This window comes from Rouxiella badensis (genome assembly GCF_002093665.1).
In the GTDB taxonomy this organism is placed as follows: Bacteria; Pseudomonadota; Gammaproteobacteria; order Enterobacterales; family Enterobacteriaceae; genus Rouxiella; species Rouxiella badensis.
The window spans coordinates 1-20,907 of sequence record NZ_MRWE01000040.1; the positions used below are offsets into that span (position 1 = coordinate 1).

A 20,907-nucleotide genomic window follows, 5' to 3' on the forward strand; every position below is an offset into this window, starting at 1 on the left:
ATCTTAGTGACATTTAAACTACAAGCCTGCCTCTCCCAATCCAGACTTAGAGGTTGCGAAAAAACCGCTATCTTTGTGTGCCGGAGGGGTAAAAAAGCCATCACACTTCGATTTTATCTCTGTAATAAATAATTCTTTTTAGGAACATAATGGTCTCGCAAGGCATTGTCATTATGCTTCGTAGGGTAAAGTCATTGCTAAAACTTATGACGCAAGCGCGTCGGGCAATCCTTAGTACAATGTGAATAAAAATCAAATGTATATCTATTATTTGTCTGTACGCAAGCTGTCATAAATAACGGGAATGGCGCCAGGGGGAGTGAGTTTTTCTATGCAAAAAATGCAGTTTTGGTCAAAAGGAAATTCAATAAAAATACTGATAATCCCAGCCGTGGCGCGGCCCGTGGCGCATTTTCTCTTATTCGTTAAAGGCATTTCCCCGTATTGTCTAACCCTGCTCGCGAGTGTCTAAATGCAACTCATTTTCATCATGGCTCCCCTCAAAAAAATAAATTAATTTGTCAGCATAATTATGGTTGTGATAGAAACTCTAATATGTTTAATATTAATGAATTGTTGATTTCTATTTAACCTACCGATGTGCCAAGCGTTGAAGAAGCGATTTGGGAGTGATAGTTACATCAATTTTCGAGAAATTAAAAACATATGGATATTGCAATTATCGGCGTTTCCTGTCAGTTCCCTGATGCCAAAAATTACATCGAATTTTGGGGCAATATCGTTAATCACCGTAATTCGGTCACTAAAGTTGCCGCCGTTGATAAAGAAACGGCATCGCTGAGTCGAGAGTCATTACAGTGGCCTGATGCCAGTGAAAATCGATGGGCGGCCTTGGTTAATACCGTGGACGGTTTTGATAACCAATTTTTTGGCATTATTCCCAAAGTCGCTGAAACAATGGATCCGCAGCAGAGGATTATGCTGGAACTTACGTGGTCCTGTTTGGAAGATGCCGGGATAATGCCGTCGACCCTGCGCGGCAATAAAGTCGGCGTTATTATTGGTGTGTTCAATAACGATTATAAAGAACTCCAGGAAAATGCTAATAATCCAGTCGAGGCGCATCATTCGACAGGAACTGCGACCTCCATAATTGCCAACCGTATTTCACATTTCTTTGATTTTCATGGTCCTAGCATTGCTATTGATACCGCCTGTTCAAGTTCGCTAAATGCGATGCACGCGGCTATTCAGGCAATAAACCAAGGCGACTGTGAAATGGCCATTAGCGGTGGGGTTAATCTCATTTTGACCTCAACCCGGCATCAGTCTTTTGCCAAAATGGGCATGTTATCGCCTACCGGTGCCTGCCACTCGTTTGATAGCAACGCCGATGGTTATGTCCGTGGGGAAGGGGCCGGCGTTTTATTATTGAAGCCACTGGAAAAGGCCTTGGCCGACGGCGATGTCATTCACGGCGTGGTGAAAGGCAGTGCAATCAACCACTGCGGAACGTCGTATACGTTAACGTATCCCAGCGCCGACGCGCAGGCCGAAGTTATTGTGGCCGCCAATACGCAAGCCGGCGTACCGGTCAACTCCATTGGTTTGGTTGAAGCGCATGGGACAGGCACACCTAAGGGCGATCCGATTGAATTTGAAGGTCTTACCCAGGCATTTAACGCACTGGCGCAGCAGCAGGGCGTGACGTTGGATGACGCTTTTTGCGGCTTAACCTCGGTCAAAAGCAACATTGGTCACCTCGAAGCGGCGGCCGGTGTCGCGGGCGTTATTAAGATTTTGCAGGCCTTTAAGCACCGCAAGCTGCCCCCGCTGAGAAATTTTACCACCCTAAATCCGCGTATCGATGCCGCTTCAACGCCGTTCTATTTCGTTGAACAAGAAAAAGACTGGCAACGCATCGACGCCGCTACGCCGCGCCGCGCAGGCGTAAGCTCATTTGGCTTTGGCGGAACCAACGCTCACGTTGTGTTGGAGGAAGCGCCAGAACCTGTGCGCCGCAGGCCAGCAAAGGGCAAATCTGCCTCGCGCAACGGGTATTTTATTGCGCTTTCTGCCAAAAGCCCGGCGGCGCTGTTACAGCGTCAAAAAGATTTGATCCAATGGCTGCGCGAAAATCCTAAAGCCTCGCTCGGTGATGTGAGCGCGACACTGTTAACCCGTCGCGAACATTTTGCTTATCGTTATGGCTGCGTGGGTCAAGATATTCATAATATTATCAATGAGTTGGAAAAATCCGTCGCCGAGGGGCCGCTAAGTCTGGAACACCCTGCGGCGGCGGATCAGGCACAAAAAGCCGCAGCCGAAGCTGCCGTTCTGTTTGAGGCTATCAGTACCACGGACGCCTCTGCGGTAACCCCGCTGTTGCTCAAGATGAGTGAATGCTATGCCCGTGGCGCGACGTTGGATTGGTCGCCGCTATTCAAGGGTGCTGACCCGCAGTGTGTTGCGCTGCCGACCTATCCGTTTGTTCACGCACCTTTCTGGATAACCCCGAGGGATAATGCAGCCAGTCCGCAACCTGCACTGCGTGCCCAGCCGCAGCGGGTCGTAAACGTCGGCAGTTCGCGTTATAAGACCGTGCTGCAAAGCGATGAATTTTTTATTGCCGATCACCAGATTGACGGTCAGGCGATACTGCCGGGCGTGATGTCTCTGGAATGGGTTCGCGCGGCCTTCGCCGATGCGCTGACTCTCGCCGATGCCAGCGCATTAACCTTCTCTCAGGTGACCTGGTTGCGACCCTTTACCTGTCAGGGTAAGGCGGCGGATATCATTATCCAGCTCGACCCACACCCGTCGGAGGAGCAGCGGTTATTCCAGCTCCTCGGCAGCGATGACAAAATTTACTGCCACGGCACGGTGGGTCTTTCCTCAGAGGCGAGGCCCGCAGTGCCGGTGGCGACGATGGCTGACGACGCCCGCACGCTTGATGAAACGGCTTGCTATCAGCGGCTCGAAAGTTTGCAGATGTGCTATGGCGCAGGCATGAGGTCGATAAGCCATCTGACGTTTGATGAGCATGCCGGCGTCGCCAATTTGACGCTGCCTGCCGCACAGCCTGCCGACTTTATCATTCATCCTTCGATGGCAGACGGTGCCGTGCAGGCCGCCGTGGTTTGGGTGAGTGAAAAGCTGCGCAGCGGGCAACAGGCGACTGAGCAGGGGCCTTTAGTCATTCCTTTCTCACTGGAAGCACTGGCGTTGTTGCAGCCTTGCAGCGCAGCGATGACGGCGACCGTTACGCTGGCAGGCGAGACGACGCTGCGTGACGAGGTGATCAAAGTGGATATTCACCTGACAGAAGCCCACAACCCTGAAAATACCGCTTTGATATTCAAAGGTTTATGCCTGCGCGTGCTCAATGACGGTCTGGCCGCTAAAGAACCGACGAAAACCGTGCAGCGGTCAAACGTTCCCCCGCAGGGAGCCCACCTTTATCAGCCTCACTGGGTTGAAAAAGCGCTGCCAGAGGCCGATGCATCCGTCGAGCAAATTGTGCTGGTAGGCAGCGAGCAGGACGTTGAGCGGTTTGCCAGGCTTATCGCGCAGTCGCAGGCGGCGACGCGCATCCAGCGGATCCTGTTTGCCGCCGCGCCCCAGATCAACGCTGACCCACAAACTGCGCGCGTTCGTCCGGGCAACAGCGACGATTTCGTTGCCGCCGTGGACGCACTGCTGGCACAGGGTGCCACCTTCAGGCAGGTGCTTTGGGTGAGTGCGGAGCTGGCCAATGACGATTTCGCGCTTCGCCTCAGTACCGGTCCTTACAGCCTCTTTGCCCTGACCCAGGCGCTGATGCGCAAGGTCAAGAAAGTGAATTTTGTGCATTTCCACCAGGCCGACGCGAGCCTGCCAGACGTCGCTGCCATCAGCGGTTTTTACCGTACCCTGCGCGTCGAAAAGCCCGATTATATCGGCCGCGTGGTTCACTGCGATAATGACTTCAATCTTCACCCGCTGCCGGCGCTTATCTACCGTGAATTCGCCGATGTCTCGAAAGATGCCGACGTGCGCTATGTCAAGGGAACGCGTCAGGTGCGCCGATTTGTGGCGGCTGCGAACGCCGCCGGGCTCAACCTTTCAGGCTCAGCGCCTGCGGCTTTGCGTCCGCAGGGTATTTACCTCATCACCGGCGGAATGGGGGCGTTGGGGCTAATTTTTGCCCGCTTCCTCTGTTCAGCCTACGGCGCAACGGTTTACCTGAGCGGTCGTTCTGCACTGGATGAATCTCGTCAGCAGCAGCTTGATGCGCTAAGTGAACTGGGCGGTAAGGCGCTGTATGTCGCGTGTGACATTGGCGATGCCGCCAGCGTGCAGGCGTTGTTAGAAACTATTCGTGCAGCTGGCCATCGCCTGAACGGGATTATCCATTCCGCTGGCGTCATCGAAGATAACTTTATTCTGCGCAAGAGCCGCGAGGCCTTTGAGCGGGTCGTCACCCCGAAGACCCTCGGGACTTGGTTGCTGGATCAGGCGACGCGCGACCTGCCGCTTGACTTCTTCGTGCTGTTCTCCTCGGTTACCGGCGTACTGGGTAATATGGGGCAGTGCGATTATGCCTTTGGCAATGCGTTCGAAGATGATTTCTCCCGCGAGCGTAACGCGCGACAGCAGCGCGGCGAGCGTAGCGGCAAGGCGCTTTCGCTAAACTGGCCGTACTGGAAAGACGGCGGCATGCGTCTTACCGACAAAGAAGAAGGCTTCCTCAAGAACCAATTCGGGATTGTCCCCCTGCTGACCGACGACGGTATTGCCGTCTTTAACTATGCGTTGCAAAGCGGGGCGTCACAGATGGTGGTGATGCCGGGAGAGGCCGCCCGCATCAACGAGGTTCTGGGCGTTGTCGATATTACCCCGTCAGAAGAGGCTGTGCGCGCAGACAGCGGCCAGTCGCAGCAGGACATCGTGATTCGCTATTTGTCCGAGCTGTTCGCCAGAAAGTTACAAATCCCGGCGCATTTTGAACGCCATGGTTTCTTCCGTGATTACGGCTTCGATTCGGTGGTGGTGATTGAGCTGGTCAACGAGCTGAAGAAGACGTTCGGCAGCAGCTTGCCGATGACGTTGTTCTTCGAACATCAGACCATGGAGGAACTGAGCCGCTTCCTGCTGGAAAACTATGATGAGGTTTGTCGCGGGCTGGTGGGCGCACCTTTAGCGTCTTCTCGGGTTATACCGGCTCAGCGTGCCGCAACGCCTGCCGTTGATTTCGTGCGCGAAGTTTCTCCCGGCCAGTCGGGTGTGCAGAATAACGATGACGATATCGCGATTGTCGGTATCGCCGGACGTTATCCTGAAGCCGATAGCCTTGAACAGTTCTGGAATAATTTGGCGCAAGGGCGTGACTGCGTCATCGAGGTGCCTGCCGAGCGCTGGAACGCGCGTTGGTATAAAGAAGGGGCCGCAACGCCTGGGAAAAGCTACAGCCGTTGGGGAGGATTCCTTTCCGGCGTTGAACGTTTCGATCCGCGTTATTTCAATATTTCGCCGAAAGAGACGGAAATCATGGATCCCAACGAGTGGCTGTTCCTCGAGACGGTCACTCACGCGATTGAAGACGCTGGCTACACGGCAGACAAATTGACCCCCTCAACGGCCGGACGTGAAAATCGCGTCGGCGTGTATGTTGGCATGATGTGGGGAGACTATCAGCTCCACGCCCACGCCAGCCCTGAGGACCAATGGACAACCTCCCATTCATCCTATTGGTCGGTCGCCAACCGCGTTTCGCATTTCTTTAACTTCTCAGGCCCGAGCATGGCACTGGACACCGCCTGTTCATCCTCCCTGACGGCGATTCACGTTGCCTGTAACGCCATTCGTAGCGGCGATGTGCCGGTCGCTATCGCCGGTGGCGTCAATCTGTCGCTGCATCCTTACAAATACCACCTGTTATCGAATATGCACTTCCTCTCCTCGGACGGTCGCTGCCGCAGCTTTGGCGAGGGCGGAACCGGCTACGTACCGGGAGAGGGCGTGGGTGCCGTGGTGCTGAAGCCGCTTTCACAGGCGCGAAGGGACGGTGACCATATCTATGGCATTATTCGCGGCACCTCGGTCAACCACGGTGGAAAAACGTCAGGCTTTACCGTGCCCAACGCCAAGCGTCAGGCTGACCTCATTGTGGATGCGCTGACCACCGCCAAGGTTAATCCGCGTCACATTAGCTACGTTGAGGCGCACGGGACCGGCACCAAACTCGGCGACCCGATCGAAATCAGCGGCTTGAACAAGGCTTTCTCGATTGCCGGTGACAGCACCAAATACTGTGCCATCGGCTCGGTGAAAGCCAATATCGGTCATCTGGAGGCAGCGGCGGGCATGTCGGCCCTGACCAAAGTGCTGCTGCAAATGAAACACCAAACGCTGGTGCCGTCCATCCAGTCGAAGGCCGTGAACCCGTTTATTGACTTCCAGAGCGGACCGTTCCGCATTCAGCAATCGCTGGAGCCGTGGCCGCGTCCGGTTCTTGCCGTGACCGAGTCCAGCGGCTCGACGGTGACCAAAGAAATTCCTCGCATCGCGGGCATCAGTTCGTTCGGCGCGGGCGGGAGCAACGCGCACCTGATAGTCGAGGAGTACATTGAGCCGAAGGCCGACCCTGCCGACGAGGGAAAACCTGCGTTAATCGTGCTTTCTGCCCGTCGTGAAACGGCGCTGCGTACCATGGCCGAACAGCTGGCAGACTTTATGGCACAGCACGCCGACCTCTCGTTGCAGGACATTGCTTACACCCTACAGGTCGGGCGCGTGGCGCACGAATACCGCGTGGCCTTGGTCGCGGAAGTTGCCGCCGATGCCGTTAACCTGCTGCGGGCTTATGCCAGACAGCAGCTTTCCGGAATCATGACCGGCCATCGCGACAATGCCCGTCAGGCGACGGACACGCCTCCGCTGGCCGAATGGATCACGCTCGGCCGCCTCGGCGCGCTGGGCGAAGCCTGGGCCAATGGACACGGGGTTGACTGGGCTCAGCTGCATGCGGCACAGCTGCGCCGCCGCGTTTCATTGCCGGGCTATGCGTTTCAGCGTCAGGACTGCTGGGCACCGACCTTGCCCGCCGAACGTACTGATTCGTTTTTGCCGGGTGCCGCCGCGCTGCACCCGCTGATCGACAGCAATGTCTCCACGCTGGCCTCGCAGGCGTTTCGCAAATCATTACGCGCCAGCGAGTTTTTATTGAACGATCACCGTCTTGGCGATAATCGAATTCTGCCCGCTGCGGCCTTTATCGAGATGGCATTGAGCGCCAGCGAGCTTGCCCTGCTGGGGAATGTGCTGCCGCAGGCCGGTGCTAAACCTGTGCTGTCGCGAGTCCATGACCTGACATGGCGTCAGCCTATTCTGGTGAGCGGCGACGCGCTGGAGATTGAGATTGCGCTGACTCCGTCGCAGGGCGGTCTCGATTTTGACATCTACCGCCACGAGGGTGAGAAGCGTCATGTCTTCGGCAGCGGTCGCCTGTGTGAAGAGACCGCGCCATCACCAAAACCGGTCGAACTGCAACGCCTGCTCACGCGCGGTCAGCTTTACGAGCGTGACGATATTGAGGCGGCTTTTAAACAGCGTGGCTTTAGCTTCGGTCCGGCGTTTCAGGTGATTGAACGCTTGTATACGCAGGCCGATGAGGCACTCTCGGAGTTGAAATTCCCTGACTATCTGCAAATCACTCCGCTGGTTCAGCCCTTTATTCTGCCTCCGTCACTTCTCGACGGCGCATTCCGCACCGCGCTCGGCATCGGTGGTCTTGACGCTGGCGTGAAAACGCTCGAAGTCCCGGTCGCGTTGGCGGGCTTGCAGGTTTGCAAACCGGTGGCGGGTATCCGCTACGCCTATGCCCGTCGTAACGTCGAGCCTGGCGCGGCGGCGATGACCGCGAGCTACGATATCTGTCTGCTGGACAGCGTCGGTGACGTGGTGGTCAGCATCACCCGGCTACAAACTCAGGCGGTGCCTCAGTTAGGCATGAAAGTGAGCGCCGTGGCGCAGAGTGCCAAACCTGCGGCTCAGTTTACCGCCAGCCCGGTCTCTGCCCAGCCTCTCGCAATATCTTCACGCGAGGCGTTGATTAACACGCTGATTAGCCACGTTATTGATGTCACCAGGCTGGACGCGGGCGACGTCAGCGCTACCGCGCCGCTCGCGGAATATGGTCTTGATTCGATGATGATCCTGGCCCTAAACGAGCGGTTGTCGAGCGCCTTTGAAAACCTCTCTCAGACGCTGTTCTACGAGTATCAAGACCTCGCATCGCTGGCCGATTATTTGCTTGAACAACACCCGCAATATGACGCGCCTTTAACGGAGACAGCCTCGCTGCCGAGCAACGTTAATGCCCCAGTCAGCCGTTCGGTGCGTGACGGCGTGCTGGATTACTTGATTGCTGGCGTGATTGCGGTGACCCGACTCGACGAGGACGAGGTACAACCGGCCACCGAACTGGCGAATTACGGCCTCGACTCAATGATGATTTTAGCCCTCAACGAGAAGCTGGCAGCCACTTTTGGCGAGGTGTCGCAAACCCTGTTCTACGAATATCAGGATATCGACTCGTTGGCAGATTTCCTCTGCGAGAGCTATCCGCGGCAGGCCGCAGCCTTGCAGCCAGCGACGGTTGAGGTGATTGCAACGCCACCGTTGCTGCCAGATAGCGGCCAAGCTGCTACCAATATGGCGGATGCGCAAGAGGTGTCGGCAATCAGCGATAGGCTGTTCGACAGTCTGGTAACCGCCATCGGTGCGGCAGCGGCAAACTGCTCTGCGCTGATGCCGCTGCATCAATGGCCGCTGGATACCGTCAGCCAGATGCGTTTGCAGCACGAGCTGGACGCCCGTTTCAATGGCGTCAATGCCCGTTCGGTCTTCCTTTATAACACCCTGGTCGAGTGGGCCATGGCCCTTCAGGCAACGCAGGCACCTGCGGTGATGGCGCAGCACCCACAGCCGCCGGTGCAGCCAACGTTGGCGAGCCTGCTTAACGGGTCACGTCTCGATGCCGGTCAGCGCCGTCCCCAGGGGGCGTCGAATGCGGAAAATACGCAGCACGATATCGCCGTTATCGGGCTAAGCGGCCGTTATCCTGGTGCCAAAAACGTTGAAGAGTTTTGGGCCAATCTGACCGCGGGCGTAGACAGCGTCACCGAAATCCCGCTGTCCCGCTGGGACTACCGCAAACATTATTCCCCGCAGCGTGGGCCTAAAGACAAGGTTTACAGCAAGTGGGGCGGTTTTATCGATGATATCGAGCAGTTCGACAGCCAGTATTTTAATATTTCCCCGCGCGAAGCGGAGCTGCTCGACCCTCAGGAACGCCTGTTTTTACAGACCGCCTGGGAGTGCGTGTCTGACGCGAGCTATTCGCGCCACTCGCTGAGCCAGTCGCGGGTCGGGGTGTATGTCGGTGTGATGTGGGGTCAGTATCAGTTTATTGAAACCACCGCCGAGCAGTATCAAACCGGCTTCCCGATGTCGTTGCACTCCTCGGTGGCGAACCGGGTGTCATTCTATTTCAATCTGAATGGCCCGAGCGTTGCGCTCGACACCATGTGTTCGTCGTCACTCACCTCACTGCACATGGCCTGTCAGGCTATTCAGAGCGGCGACTGCAAGATGGCTATCGCCGGTGGCGTCAATCTTATTGTGCACCCGATGAAATACTATCAACTCGGGCAGAGCCAGTTCCTGTCGAGCGACGGTCGCTGCCGCGCCTTTGGTGAAGGCGGCGACGGCTATGTGCCGGGCGAGGGAATGGGCGCGGTGCTGCTTAAACCCCTGCAACAAGCCCTCGCTGACGGTGACCAAATCTATGGCGTTATCAAGGCGACCGCGATTAATCACGGCGGCAAAACCAGCGGCTTTACGGTGCCGAATCAAGCGGCGCAGAGCAACGTTATCAGCAACGCCTTCGAGCGCGCGGGCTGGGAGCCTGCCTCGGTCGATTACATCGAGGCGCACGGCACCGGCACCATGCTTGGCGATCCTATCGAGATTTCCGGCCTGTCCAAAGCCTTCGCACGCATCAACACCGAAAAGGGTATTCAGGGCTTTCCGACGCCGGGTCACTGCCGCATCGGGTCGGTGAAAAGCAACATCGGCCATCTTGAGTCTGCGGCAGGCATTGCCGGACTGACCAAGATTCTGCTGCAAATGCGCCATCGCCAGTTTGTGCCGTCACTGCATTCACAGACGCTAAACAGCCGAATCAACTTTGAGACCTCAACCTTCCGCGTGGTGCAATCGCTTGAAGACTGGGCCTCTGCACCGGGTACTCCCCGTCGTGCGGGCCTGAGTGCCTTTGGCGCGGGAGGTTCGAACGCCTCGGTCTTAATAGAAGAAGCGCCGACGTTATCCGCAAACGCGTTACCTACCGGCGAATCCTACCTGTGGGTTCTCTCGGCGGACAGCGAAACGCGTTTGTCGCGCTACGTGGAACATATGATTGTCTTCCTCGACAAGGCGGTGAATACCCCTGAGACGGCACCGAGTCTGGCCTCTCTGGCGTTCTCCTCGTTAATCGGCCGTGAGGCGATGACCGAACGTCTTGCGGTGGTGGCAAGCAGTCTGGGCGATCTGCTCGGCAAGCTTGAGCAATACCGCGACGAGGGAAGCGCGCAACAGCTTTTCCGTGGGCGCATCGCGGGCAGTCAAGACCGTCTGGATACTATTCTCGATGGCACGCAGCTCAATGAACTGGTGTCCGGGCTGGTGCAGCAACGCCAGCTGGTGCGTTTGGGGCGTTTGTGGACCACCACGCTGGATGTCAATTGGCAGCAGTTCGCCAGACCGCTCTGTGATAACCCGGAAACTGCGGGAAGCGTGCGTCGGGTTTCTTTCCCCCCTCTGCCGCTGATGACGCGGCGTCATTGGCTGGCGCAGCCTTCCGAACAGGCTTTGCAGGGCCGCGTTAACTCGCTGCATCCGTTGATTGACGAGAATATCTCAACGCTGTCTCAGCAGAAATTCAGCAAGCAGTTGACCGGTCAGGAAACCTATCTGCGCGACCACCTGATTGGCAGCGATAAAGCGCGCATGATTCTGCCAGGCTCTGCCTATGTTGAAATGATCCATGCGGCAGGGCAGTTAGCCATTGAAAACGATTGGAAAGTCGCCGCTATTCGCCACCTGATGTGGATGAACTCCGTCGAGGTGGACGCCGAACCGGTTGAGATAGCTATCGACTTGGTTCATCTGGACGGTGAAAGCGTCAAAGTCGCGGTAAACAACCTCAACACCGCCGTGCTGTCGGTCGAGGCAGAGTTGGTGTATCGCTCGCAACAGGTCGAGATTGCCGATGAATGGATCGATCTTGACGCGCTGCGCAGCCGGGGGCTGTTGGAAAACGATCGCGCCGCCCTGTATGCCGAGTTTGCGAAAATGGGCTTCGCCTATGGTCCAAGCTATCAGGTGACCCACGAACGCTATCGTTTTGCAGACGCCGCGCTGAGTTATCTGCGCCTGCCTGACTCCGTGTCATCGGCCGATGCGTTTTATCTGCATCCTTCACTGCTGGACGGCGCACTGCGCACCTGCCTGGCCGTGGGACTGACGCCGGTTGAATACGCGACCCCGATTGTGCCGTTTTATCTTGGCGAACTGGAATTCCGCCATCCGCTTGGCAGAGAGTGCTACGCCTACGTGACCCGAACGCAGTCGACGGTTACAGACAGCCATGTTCAAAAGCATGACATCACGCTGGTTGATACCGACGGACGGGTGCTGGCACGCCTGAAAGAGTTTGCGGCACGCCGTCTTGAAAAGGAAACGACTGCAACCCCACGCCCGGCGCAGCAGGACGTACAGTATTATGGCTATGACTGGCAGCCGTCACCGTTAGCGGCTTCGACGCCGCTCGTTGAGGCGGCGCGGGTTCTGGTACTGGCCGATGATAGCGAACTGGCCGACGCCCTGCGCGAGCTTTACGGCGAGCGGGGCAGTGTGATTACCGTGACCCACGGCGCTGCCTTTGAGCAGCATGACGTCAGTCGTTTTAGCGTCGATACTCAGTCTCCGTCGAGCCTTGAGGCACTGTGCGCACAGCTGAAGTCCCAGCAAACGTGGCCGACGCATATCGTGCATGCGGTGGGCGCTGACCTGCATTTTGACCATTTGGTGGAGTCTGGGATCCCTTCCATACTGCACGCTGGTTTACAGTCGTTACGCCATCTGTTTGTGGCGTTGGAAAAAGCGCAGCCGAGGCAGGTGATGCGCTGTGTGAACGTCTATCGCGCACAGTCCTCTCAGGTTGAGCCACAGCATGACGCTATCAGTGGCTATGCGCGTTCGCTGTTGACCATCAATCACCGGTTTGAACTCTTCACGCTGCGCAGCGATGCCGATACTGCGGCGGCGCTCGCGACGCAAGTCTATCAGGAATTTGTACAGCGTCTGGCCTCGCTCCCTGGACTTGAGCTGGCTTACCGGCAGGGTCAACGCCACCAGCGCCAGCTCACCGAAATCGTGCCGCCGAAAGCCGAGGGCTTGGGGTCTGTCGAACCACTGCCTCTGGTACGCGGCGGGCATTATTTAATTACCGGCGGTGCGGGCAAGTTGGGGCTGCTGATGGCGCACTATCTGGCGTCTCGTTATCAGGCCCGGGTGGTATTGAGTGGTCGTTCAGCCCAGATAAACCATGAGGTTCAACAGCAGATTGCCACGATGCGTGAGCAAGGCGCTGAGGTGTTGTATGTCGCGGCGGACGTCGCGCTGTACGGGCAGGCAGAGTCCCTGCTGGCTGAGGCGAAAGCGGCATTTGGTGCGTTGAACGGCGTGCTGCACTGCGCCGGTGTTGCCAGCGATACGCCGATGACCGAGCTGCAAGAGGCTGAATTCAATGCACTGATTGGCCCTAAAATCGACGGACTGGTGGCGCTTGACCGCGCCACGGCGCAGGAGCCACTGGCGGTATTTATCAACTTCTCCTCCGTTTCTGCGGTGCTCGGAGATTTGGGTTCAGGGGCTTACGCGGCGGGCAATCGCTTTATGGATAGCCATGCGCTGTGGCGTAATCAACAAGTCAGCAAAGGGCGGCGGTCCGGTCAGAGCCTCTCCGTTAACTGGCCGCTGTGGGCCAGCGGCCAAATGAATATTGCCGCAGAGGACGCTTCGCTGTTTGAGTTCTCGGGCATGGCGGCCTTGCAGCAAGAGGCGGGGATTATTGCCCTGGAGCGCGCTCTGCTCGAACAGCGCCCCGAATTGCTGGTGGCGGTGGGAGACCGTAATAAGGTGGCCCGCGCGCTGCGCATCCCGTTCAACGACGTGGTCGACGTTGCGCCATCGTTGCCCGTGAACAGCGCGCCCGCTCGCGTTGAGCCAACAAAAAACAATGACAGTGCCTATCTGCACAGCGAGAACGCGCTGAGGCAACACATCTCTACCGTCACCAAAATCCCGGCGTCTGATATCGCCGTGGATGCCACCTTTGAGCAACTCGGTATGGACTCCATCATGCTGATGGAGCTGCGTGCGTTGCTTGAGAAGGAGTACCCGGGACTGTCGAAAACGGCACCGTTCGAGTACAACACGACCGCCAAGCTTGCCGGATACCTGTGCGAGCGTTACGGTGTCACGCAGTCGACGCCTTCGGTGGCCACGGTCAATCACCGTCCGGCTAGCGCAACAGCGGCACCGGCATTCAAACGCGCACTCACCGCTGCGACAGTTAACGTCTCGGGTTCGCCTTTTGCTCGTGCGGCCTCGCTTTCTTCAACGCCCGCCGATGCAGACAGCGACGCCGTGGCGATTATCGGTCTGGCGGGCGAGTTCCCCGGCGTCGACAATTTGACCGACTTCTGGGCAACGCTTCAGGCTGGCAAAGAGAATCTGACCGCTATTCCGCCCGCGCGCTGGGCCGCTGTCGAGGACGACAACGGCAATCCACGCTACGTCAATCGCGGTGGGTTCCTCAACAAGGCAAACGTCTTCGATCCTGACATGTTCCGCATGAGCAGCGAGGAGGCAAGCCGCCTCGATCCCCAGGTGCGCGTGCTGCTGCGTTCCGCCTGGCACGCGCTGGAAGATGCAGGATATACGCCGTCGGCGCTCAAATCCCAGCAGGTTGGCGTCTACGTCGGCGCGATGAATGAAGACTTCACCTGGGTGATGTCCGAATACTATGCCCGCACTGGGAATTATCCGGGCGCAGGCTCGGTGGTCAGCGAGCTCGCCAACCGTATTTCTTTCCTGATGGACCTGCATGGCCCGAGTTTTAGCGTAGCGACCACCTGTGCTTCATCGCTGACCAGCGTACATATCGCGCGCAAAGCCATTCTCGGCGGCGAGTGCGATATGGCGTTGGCCGGTGGCATCAACCTGAGCCTGCACCCCAGCAAATACATGCTGCTGCAGGACATGAAAGTGCTGTCTTCCGATGGCAAAGAACACACCTTTGACGAGCGCGCCAGCGGCCTGATCCCGAGTGAAGGCAGCGGAATTGTGGTGCTAAAACGCCTGAGCGCGGCGCTGGCCGACGGTGACACCGTCTATGGCGTGCTGCGCGGTTCAAGCATCGGTCATGCGGGAACCGGCGCGGGGCAATATCTGCCCAATCTGGCGGTGATGGAAGAAACCGCCGCGCGGGCGCTGAAAGAATCGCGCATTGATGTCAATGAGCTGACCTATATCGAGAGCCATGGTGCGGCGACCGAGTTGGGGGACCCTATTGAGCTGAAGGCGTTGTCCAACGCGCTGCGCCGCCAAACCGAGGCGCAACAATTCTGCGCACTGGGGACCAAGGCTAACCTCGGGCATATGGAAGCAGCATCGGGTATCTGTTCATTAATCAAGGTGTTGTTGAGCATGCAGCATGGCCGCCTGTCGCCGTGCGTCAACCTTAAAAACGTCAATGCTTCGTTCGAGCACCAGACCTCACCGTTCCTGTTCCCGCACGAGGCGCGGGCTTGGGACACCAACGGTCGCGGCACGCGTATCGCCGGGATCAACTCCTACGGTATGGGAGGCTCAACGGCGTTTGTGGTGGTCGAGTCTGCGGAGCAGGTGTTGATGCAAAGCCCTCGTCCGACGCCCGCCGAGAATGCGCCGCAAATAGTGGTGTTGTCTGCCCAGCGCGCCGAGCGTCTGCTGGCCTACGCCGCCGAGATGCACGACTTTGTCGAGCGACAGGGCAGTACGCTGCGTCTCGCCGACCTTGCCTATACCAGTCAGGTTGGACGCATCATGCTTGAAAATCGCCTGGCGATTGTGGCCGTCGACGCCGCCGACCTGCTGGCGAAGCTTGAGCGTTTTATTGCGCATCCTGAGGCCACGCACGGTGATGCAGACATTCACAGCGGCAACGTTCACGACGCTAAAGAAGTCTCGCAGCTTGTTGCCGGTGAGGCCGGTAAGCATTTCATCACGGCGCTGCTGCAAAGCCAGCAGCTTGGCCGAGTGGCCACTCTGTGGTGCCGTGGCTGCGAGGTTGACTGGAGCCTGCTGCACCTCAACGCCTCACGCCGCCGCGTGGCCTTCCCAGGCTATCCGTTCGCCAATCAACCTTGTGACCTCAACGCCGCGCTGGCGCTCGATATCTCGCGCCGTAAAGCCCGCAACAGTGAGTTGGAGGCCATGAAACGTGCCGCAGAGAACGTACTCCCAGCGGTACCGCAGGCGTGGTTTGCCAGCACGATTGCCGAGTGCCAGGCCTCCGCGCTTGACGACGAGGCGCTGCACGCTTTCTGGGCTGAACAACTCCACGCCGAAGATGATGTGGGTTCGCTGATTGCCCCGGCACTGTTGGGTGGCGCAGAGGCGTTGGACGCCGAGGACGCAGAGCAGCCTCTCATTAACGTCGAGAGACAAATCAGCCAGGACACGGTTGATGCGCTGCAAATCTGTACCCAACGCCTACAGGTAACTCTCGAAACGCTGGTGGTTGCGGGCTGGGCGCTGCTCGCTAACCGACACGTGCGCGTCAAGCTCTCTCAGTTTGGCGTGATCCGCGGTTTCAACAATGAGGCGCTGCGGGTCATCCCTGCACGCGTTCAGGTAGTAGGACGCCACAAGGTCGGGCCATGGCTCGGCAGCGTTGAGCAGCAGCTGGAGAAATATCTTGAGCATGCGGCCGCCACCCTTGGGCAGATAGAGCACTGGGTTGATGACGCGCCGCTGTTTGACAGCGCGGTGGCCATCCTCGACGACAGCGCGACTGTCAACGTGAACGATGCCGTCGCCGTGCTCTTTGCCGTGCAGCCGGATTTGCATTTGGCGCTGTTGGTCAGCGTCGAGGCGCACAGCCTGAGTCTGCGTATTGACTGTCGTGGGTTAGACACCACGGAAGATAATCTGAATCAACTGCTCGAACAGTGGGTCACTCTGCTTGAGGGCTTAGCCACTCACCTGGACAAAAATCCTGCCGCACTCCCGATGCGCAGCAAAGGCGAAGGACGCAAGGCCTTCTGGAAAACGCTTGAACAACTTAACCAGCAAGAGCAACTGTCATGAAAGTATTGATCACCGGCGCAAACGGATTCGTTGGCCTTAACGTGGTAAAAGCATTAGTCGCCGCACAGCATCAGGTGACCGCCTATGTTCGAGCGTCCTCCAACGTGAGTTTTCTGGTGCCTTTCGGCGTCACTCTGGTACGCGGCGAGCTGCACGACAGTGCGGCGTTACGCGCGGCAATGGCTGGGCAGGACGCCGTCATTCATACGGCGGGCAATACCAGCAGCAATCCCCGCGACTGGCCGCTTCTCGAGGCGGTAAATATCGAAGGGACTCGCCGGGTGACTGACGCAGCGCTGGAAACCGGGATAGCTCGCCTGGTGTTCACCAGCACCACCTCGACGATAGGGGCGCGCAACAATCCTCAGGTCGAGTCGACCGAGGAAACCCCGTTGCGCGGTTTTCGCGTCAATAATCCCTATGCCAAAAGCAAATTACAGGCCGAGGAGTGCGTCTATCGCGCCTGCGATCGCGGTCTGTCCGCCGTCATTCTCAATCCTGCCGAAGTGCTGGGCGCCTACGACTACTCTATGCAGTGGGGCCGTATGGTGCTGGCGGTGACCTACAATCAGTTGCCGTTTATGCCTCCGGGCGGGGCCAGCTTCTGTGGCGCAGCAGCCGTCGCCGAAGCACACGTCAGCGCATTGACCCAAGGGACCGCAGGCGAGCGTTACATCATCGCCGGTGTGAATGTGCGTTATACCGAGCTCATCAAGACGATTGAGGCGGTCACCCAGTGTCAGGTCTCTCTCCCCCAGACCCCGTATTCGTATTTCTATCTCAAAACGTGGCTGCAGGAAAAATTCCCGCGACTGATCCCCGGCGAACCGGTGTTAGACGCCTATCGCCTGCGGGTGTTCAAAGGAAGCTATTACTTCAGCAGCGCCAAAGCAGAACGTGAACTGGGCTATCAGCCTGCTTCCCTGAGTCAGATGGTGGAGGAGTGCGCCACCTGGTACAGGGCTAACGGTTTTATTGCTTCCGCGCCGTCGGAATCTCTCGCAGTGACAGAATAGACAACCAAGGGGGTTTTTATAATGGATTTCCATGAGCTGATAGAACTGGAACGTAAGCCTTTCAAAGAGCGCGTGAAATTGCGCTACAGCGCCTATCTGAAAGAGCTAGAGAAAGGCTTTATGTTTGGACGTCAGGGCGACGGACCCGTCGATGCGCAGATGTACTACAAGGATTTGCACAGCGACACCTTCAACAACGTGCTGGTGTTTGGCTCAAACAGCTATCTGGGACTGGCCAACCATCCTTACGTGAAAAACAAGGTGGTCGAGGCGGTAGAGAAATTCGGTATTGGCACCGGCGGTTCACCGGCTTTTTCGGGCTATACCCGACAGCACAAAGAGTTGGAAAAGCGTCTGGCGGCGTTAGCTGGCCATGAAGATGCCGTGCTGTTGCCGAGCGGATACATGGCCAACCTGTGCTGGGTCAATGGCCTGATGAATCGCAACGATATCATCGTCTACGACCAGAACAGTCATGCCAGCGTAATCAACGCCATCAAAATGACCAGCGTGCCGTTCTACACCTTTGACCCGGAACGTCTGGAGGATTTCGACCAGATGCTGCACAAGATTCGTGAGCGCACCAAGCCGGGCACGCAGATTTTCTCGACGGTGGAAGGCGTGCGCTCGACCGACGGATCGATCATCGACCTCCGGCGTTACATCGAAATCTGCCGCGCGCACGACATTATCACTATCCTCGATGACGCGCACGGTCTGGGCACCGTGGGGCCAACCGGCAAGGGAACGCTTGAGCATCTGGATCTGCTGGGTCAGGTTGACCTGCGTATGTCCACCTGTAGCAAATCGCTCGGCGCACAGGGTGCCTTCGTTTCCGGCAAAAGCGAGTACATCTTTATGCTGCGCCACTTTGCTTATCCTTACCTGTTTACCTCCGGCCTGGCCCAGCCGACGATCGCGGCGATTTCCGCTGCGCTGGACGTGATGGAAAAAGAGCCGGAGCGCATTGAGCGTCTGCATGACAACGTGCGCTACATGCAGGACCAGCTCGAAGCGAAAGGCTTCAACATCCTTCGCGGGCAGTCCGGGATCATTCCTGTTTTCTTCGAAAAAATCTCCGTGGTGGGCAACATCAATCGCCGTCTTTTTGAACGCGGTGTCTTTGCCAACATCATGGAATACCCGATGGTGCCGCCCGACAAAGAACGCCTGCGTATTTCCGTCATGTCTTCTCATACCCGTGACGAGATAGACAGGGCTGTCGAGATTATTGCCGAAGTTGCGCGCGAATTTGACGCGCTGTAATCGAGTGGATTGGGAGACAAAAACAGTGGATCAAAAAGACATTCTGAGCGTGGTTCTCGACACAATTAACGATATCAAGAACACCGGTTTTACCCCTGACGTCGTGGATTTAGAGGCATTTCTTGGGGGGGAATTGGGCGTGGATTCCGTCGAGATGCTCGAGTCCTGGTACGAGATTGAGAAGAAGCTGAACATCAAGGTTAACGACAGCGAAAAGCGGGCGATTTACACGCTCGGTGACCTGATTGGCAAGATTGAAGCGCATCTTCCTGCCGAAGCCGTCAAATCCTGAACGAAATGACAATCCTGGGAAACAGTAATAGGCGACTTATGTCTTCTTCAATTTGGGTATTTCCTGGTCAAGGATCGCAGCACAAAGGGATGGGAGAGGCGCTGTTTGCGCGCTTCCCAGACCTGGTCAACGAGGCTGATGAGGTTCTCGGTTATTCGATTCGCGAGCTGTGCCTCGAGGATCTCAACGGGGTGTTGGGCGAAACGGAATTCACCCAGCCCGCGCTGTTCGTGGTTTCAGCGCTCTGCCTGCTGGCCCAACGTGAGGACGGGTTGGCGGCTCCGCAGTGCTATGCGGGCCATAGCCTGGGAGAGTTTGCCGCGCTGTTTGCCGCCGGGGCGTTTGACTTCGCCACCGGTGTCGCGCTGGTGAAAGAGCGCGGCAGGTTGATGTCGACGGCACCGAGGGGGGCGATGGCGGCCGTGGTCGGTCTCACGCAGGCGCGGGTGGCCGAACTGATCGCCGGATCGGCATTTAACGGTATCGACATCGCCAACGTCAACTGTGCGCAGCAAATCGTGATTTCCGGGCTTTATGACGACATCGTTGCCTGCGAAACGCTTTTTACGCAGGCGGGAGCGCGCTACGTGAAGCTGAACGTGAGTGCAGCATTCCACTCTCGCTACATGCGCGATATCGAACAACAGTTTAAGCAGTTTGCACAAAGCTTCACTTTCAACCCGCTTAATGCGCGGGTTATTTCAAACTACACGGCGCTCGACTATCCACAGACCGATTATCTCTCTCTGTTAACCCGGCAGATAAGTCATCCGGTTCGCTGGTACGAGAGTATTTCTCGCCTGCTGGCGCAGGGCGAGGTCAGTCAGCAGGAGATTGGGCCGGGGCAGGTATTGACCAGCCTGTTCGCCAAAATAAAGGCCCAGCCGATGACGCTGTCGGCAGAGCCAAAGGGGCTAAACGCGGCCAGCGCCGCCAAACCGCGCGTGGTGTTTATGTACGGCGGGCAGGGCGCGCAGTATTACGGCATGGGCGCTGAACTTTACCGACGCAACGCTGCTTTCCGCAGCCAGATGGACCAGTGCGATGCACTTTATCGCCAGCACACGGGGCACAGCCTGCTGGAGCCGCTGTATGACGAGACGCGCCGCCACCTGCCGCTCACCGATGTCGTCTTGTCGAATGCGGCGCTGCTGAGCGTGGGCGTCAGCCTGACCCGCGTGCTTGGCGCGGAAGGGGTTGAACCCGGCGCAGTGGTGGGCTACAGCCTCGGTGAGTGCATCTCGGCGGTGGTTGCGGGCGTTTTGACGCTGGACGACGCCATGAAACTGCTGGTGAATCAGGCGCGCCTGCTGAGCGAAAAAACCGCCGGCGGCGGCATGATGAGTGTGCTCGCGCCGGTGGATCACTTCCACGCCCATTCTGCGCTGTACCAGCACACCGAATTAGCCAGCATCAACTTCCAGAAAAATTTTGTGGTCAGCGGGGAGCTCCAGCGTCTTGCTGCACTGAAGGAACAGCTGACCCAACAACAGATTATCTCGATGCTGCTGCCGGTCGAGCAGCCTTTCCACTCCGCCGGGATAGCCGCCATCGAACAAGATTTCCGCGCGCTGGTGGGGACGTTAGCCATACAGACATCGTCCCTGCCGGTGTACTCCGCCATGTCAGGAACGTCGGTGGCGCGGTGGGACGACGAGTATTTCTGGCGAGTCCTGCGGGACAGGGTCGATTTCTTCAGTTTGATGAAGGTTTTGAGCGAGAACAGCGACGCATTTTTTGTCGATCTCAGCCCGAGCGGCACCTTGTCAACCTTCCTCAAATACGGTTTTCCAACGCTTATTCAGCACGGTACGGCTATCAATCAATTCGGCAGGAACGTCGAAAGCGTATCTAACTTACTGAATGAGCTTAAAAAACATTCCGAGCAAGCTGTCACGGAGGGAGCGTAAT

Annotated in this window: 5 protein-coding genes; all 5 read left to right on the top strand. The window is 57.4% G+C overall.

Annotation, left to right across the window (positions count from 1 at the left end; genetic code table 11):
* Window positions 1–666 precede the first annotated feature (666 nt).
* The 5 genes from BS640_RS19050 to fabD are packed head-to-tail and all read left to right on the top strand — an operon-like array spanning window position 667 to window position 20,906.
* A complete protein-coding gene (locus BS640_RS19050; protein WP_084913149.1) occupies window positions 667–16,422 on the top strand; it encodes an SDR family NAD(P)-dependent oxidoreductase in 15,756 nt (5,251 codons plus the stop codon).
* Window positions 16,419–17,438, top strand: a complete 1,020-nt coding sequence (locus BS640_RS19055; protein WP_017494073.1) for an NAD-dependent epimerase/dehydratase family protein — start codon at window positions 16,419–16,421, stop codon at window positions 17,436–17,438. The genes BS640_RS19050 and BS640_RS19055 overlap by 4 nt, the downstream gene beginning before the upstream one ends.
* A 21-nt stretch (window positions 17,439–17,459) precedes the next feature.
* Window positions 17,460–18,704: an aminotransferase class I/II-fold pyridoxal phosphate-dependent enzyme gene (locus BS640_RS19060; protein WP_084913150.1), complete on the top strand. Its 1,245-nt coding sequence runs from the start codon at window positions 17,460–17,462 to the stop codon at window positions 18,702–18,704.
* A 25-nt stretch (window positions 18,705–18,729) separates the two neighbouring features.
* Window positions 18,730–18,996, top strand: a complete 267-nt coding sequence (locus BS640_RS19065; protein WP_017494070.1) for an acyl carrier protein — start codon at window positions 18,730–18,732, stop codon at window positions 18,994–18,996.
* Window positions 18,997–19,034: 38 nt separating this feature from the next.
* Window positions 19,035–20,906, top strand: coding sequence for an ACP S-malonyltransferase (gene fabD / locus BS640_RS19070; RefSeq protein ID WP_084913151.1), 1,872 nt, complete (start codon window positions 19,035–19,037; stop codon window positions 20,904–20,906).
* The last annotated feature ends 1 nt before the right edge of the window (window position 20,907 follow it).

Coding starts and splice junctions, on each gene's coding strand:
- BS640_RS19050 (WP_084913149.1), top strand. CDS start 667: ATGGATATTGCAATTATCGGCGTTTCCTGTCAGTTCCCTGATGCCAAA.
- BS640_RS19055 (WP_017494073.1), top strand. CDS start 16,419: ATGAAAGTATTGATCACCGGCGCAAACGGATTCGTTGGCCTTAACGTG.
- BS640_RS19060 (WP_084913150.1), top strand. CDS start 17,460: ATGGATTTCCATGAGCTGATAGAACTGGAACGTAAGCCTTTCAAAGAG.
- fabD (WP_084913151.1), top strand. CDS start 19,035: ATGTCTTCTTCAATTTGGGTATTTCCTGGTCAAGGATCGCAGCACAAA.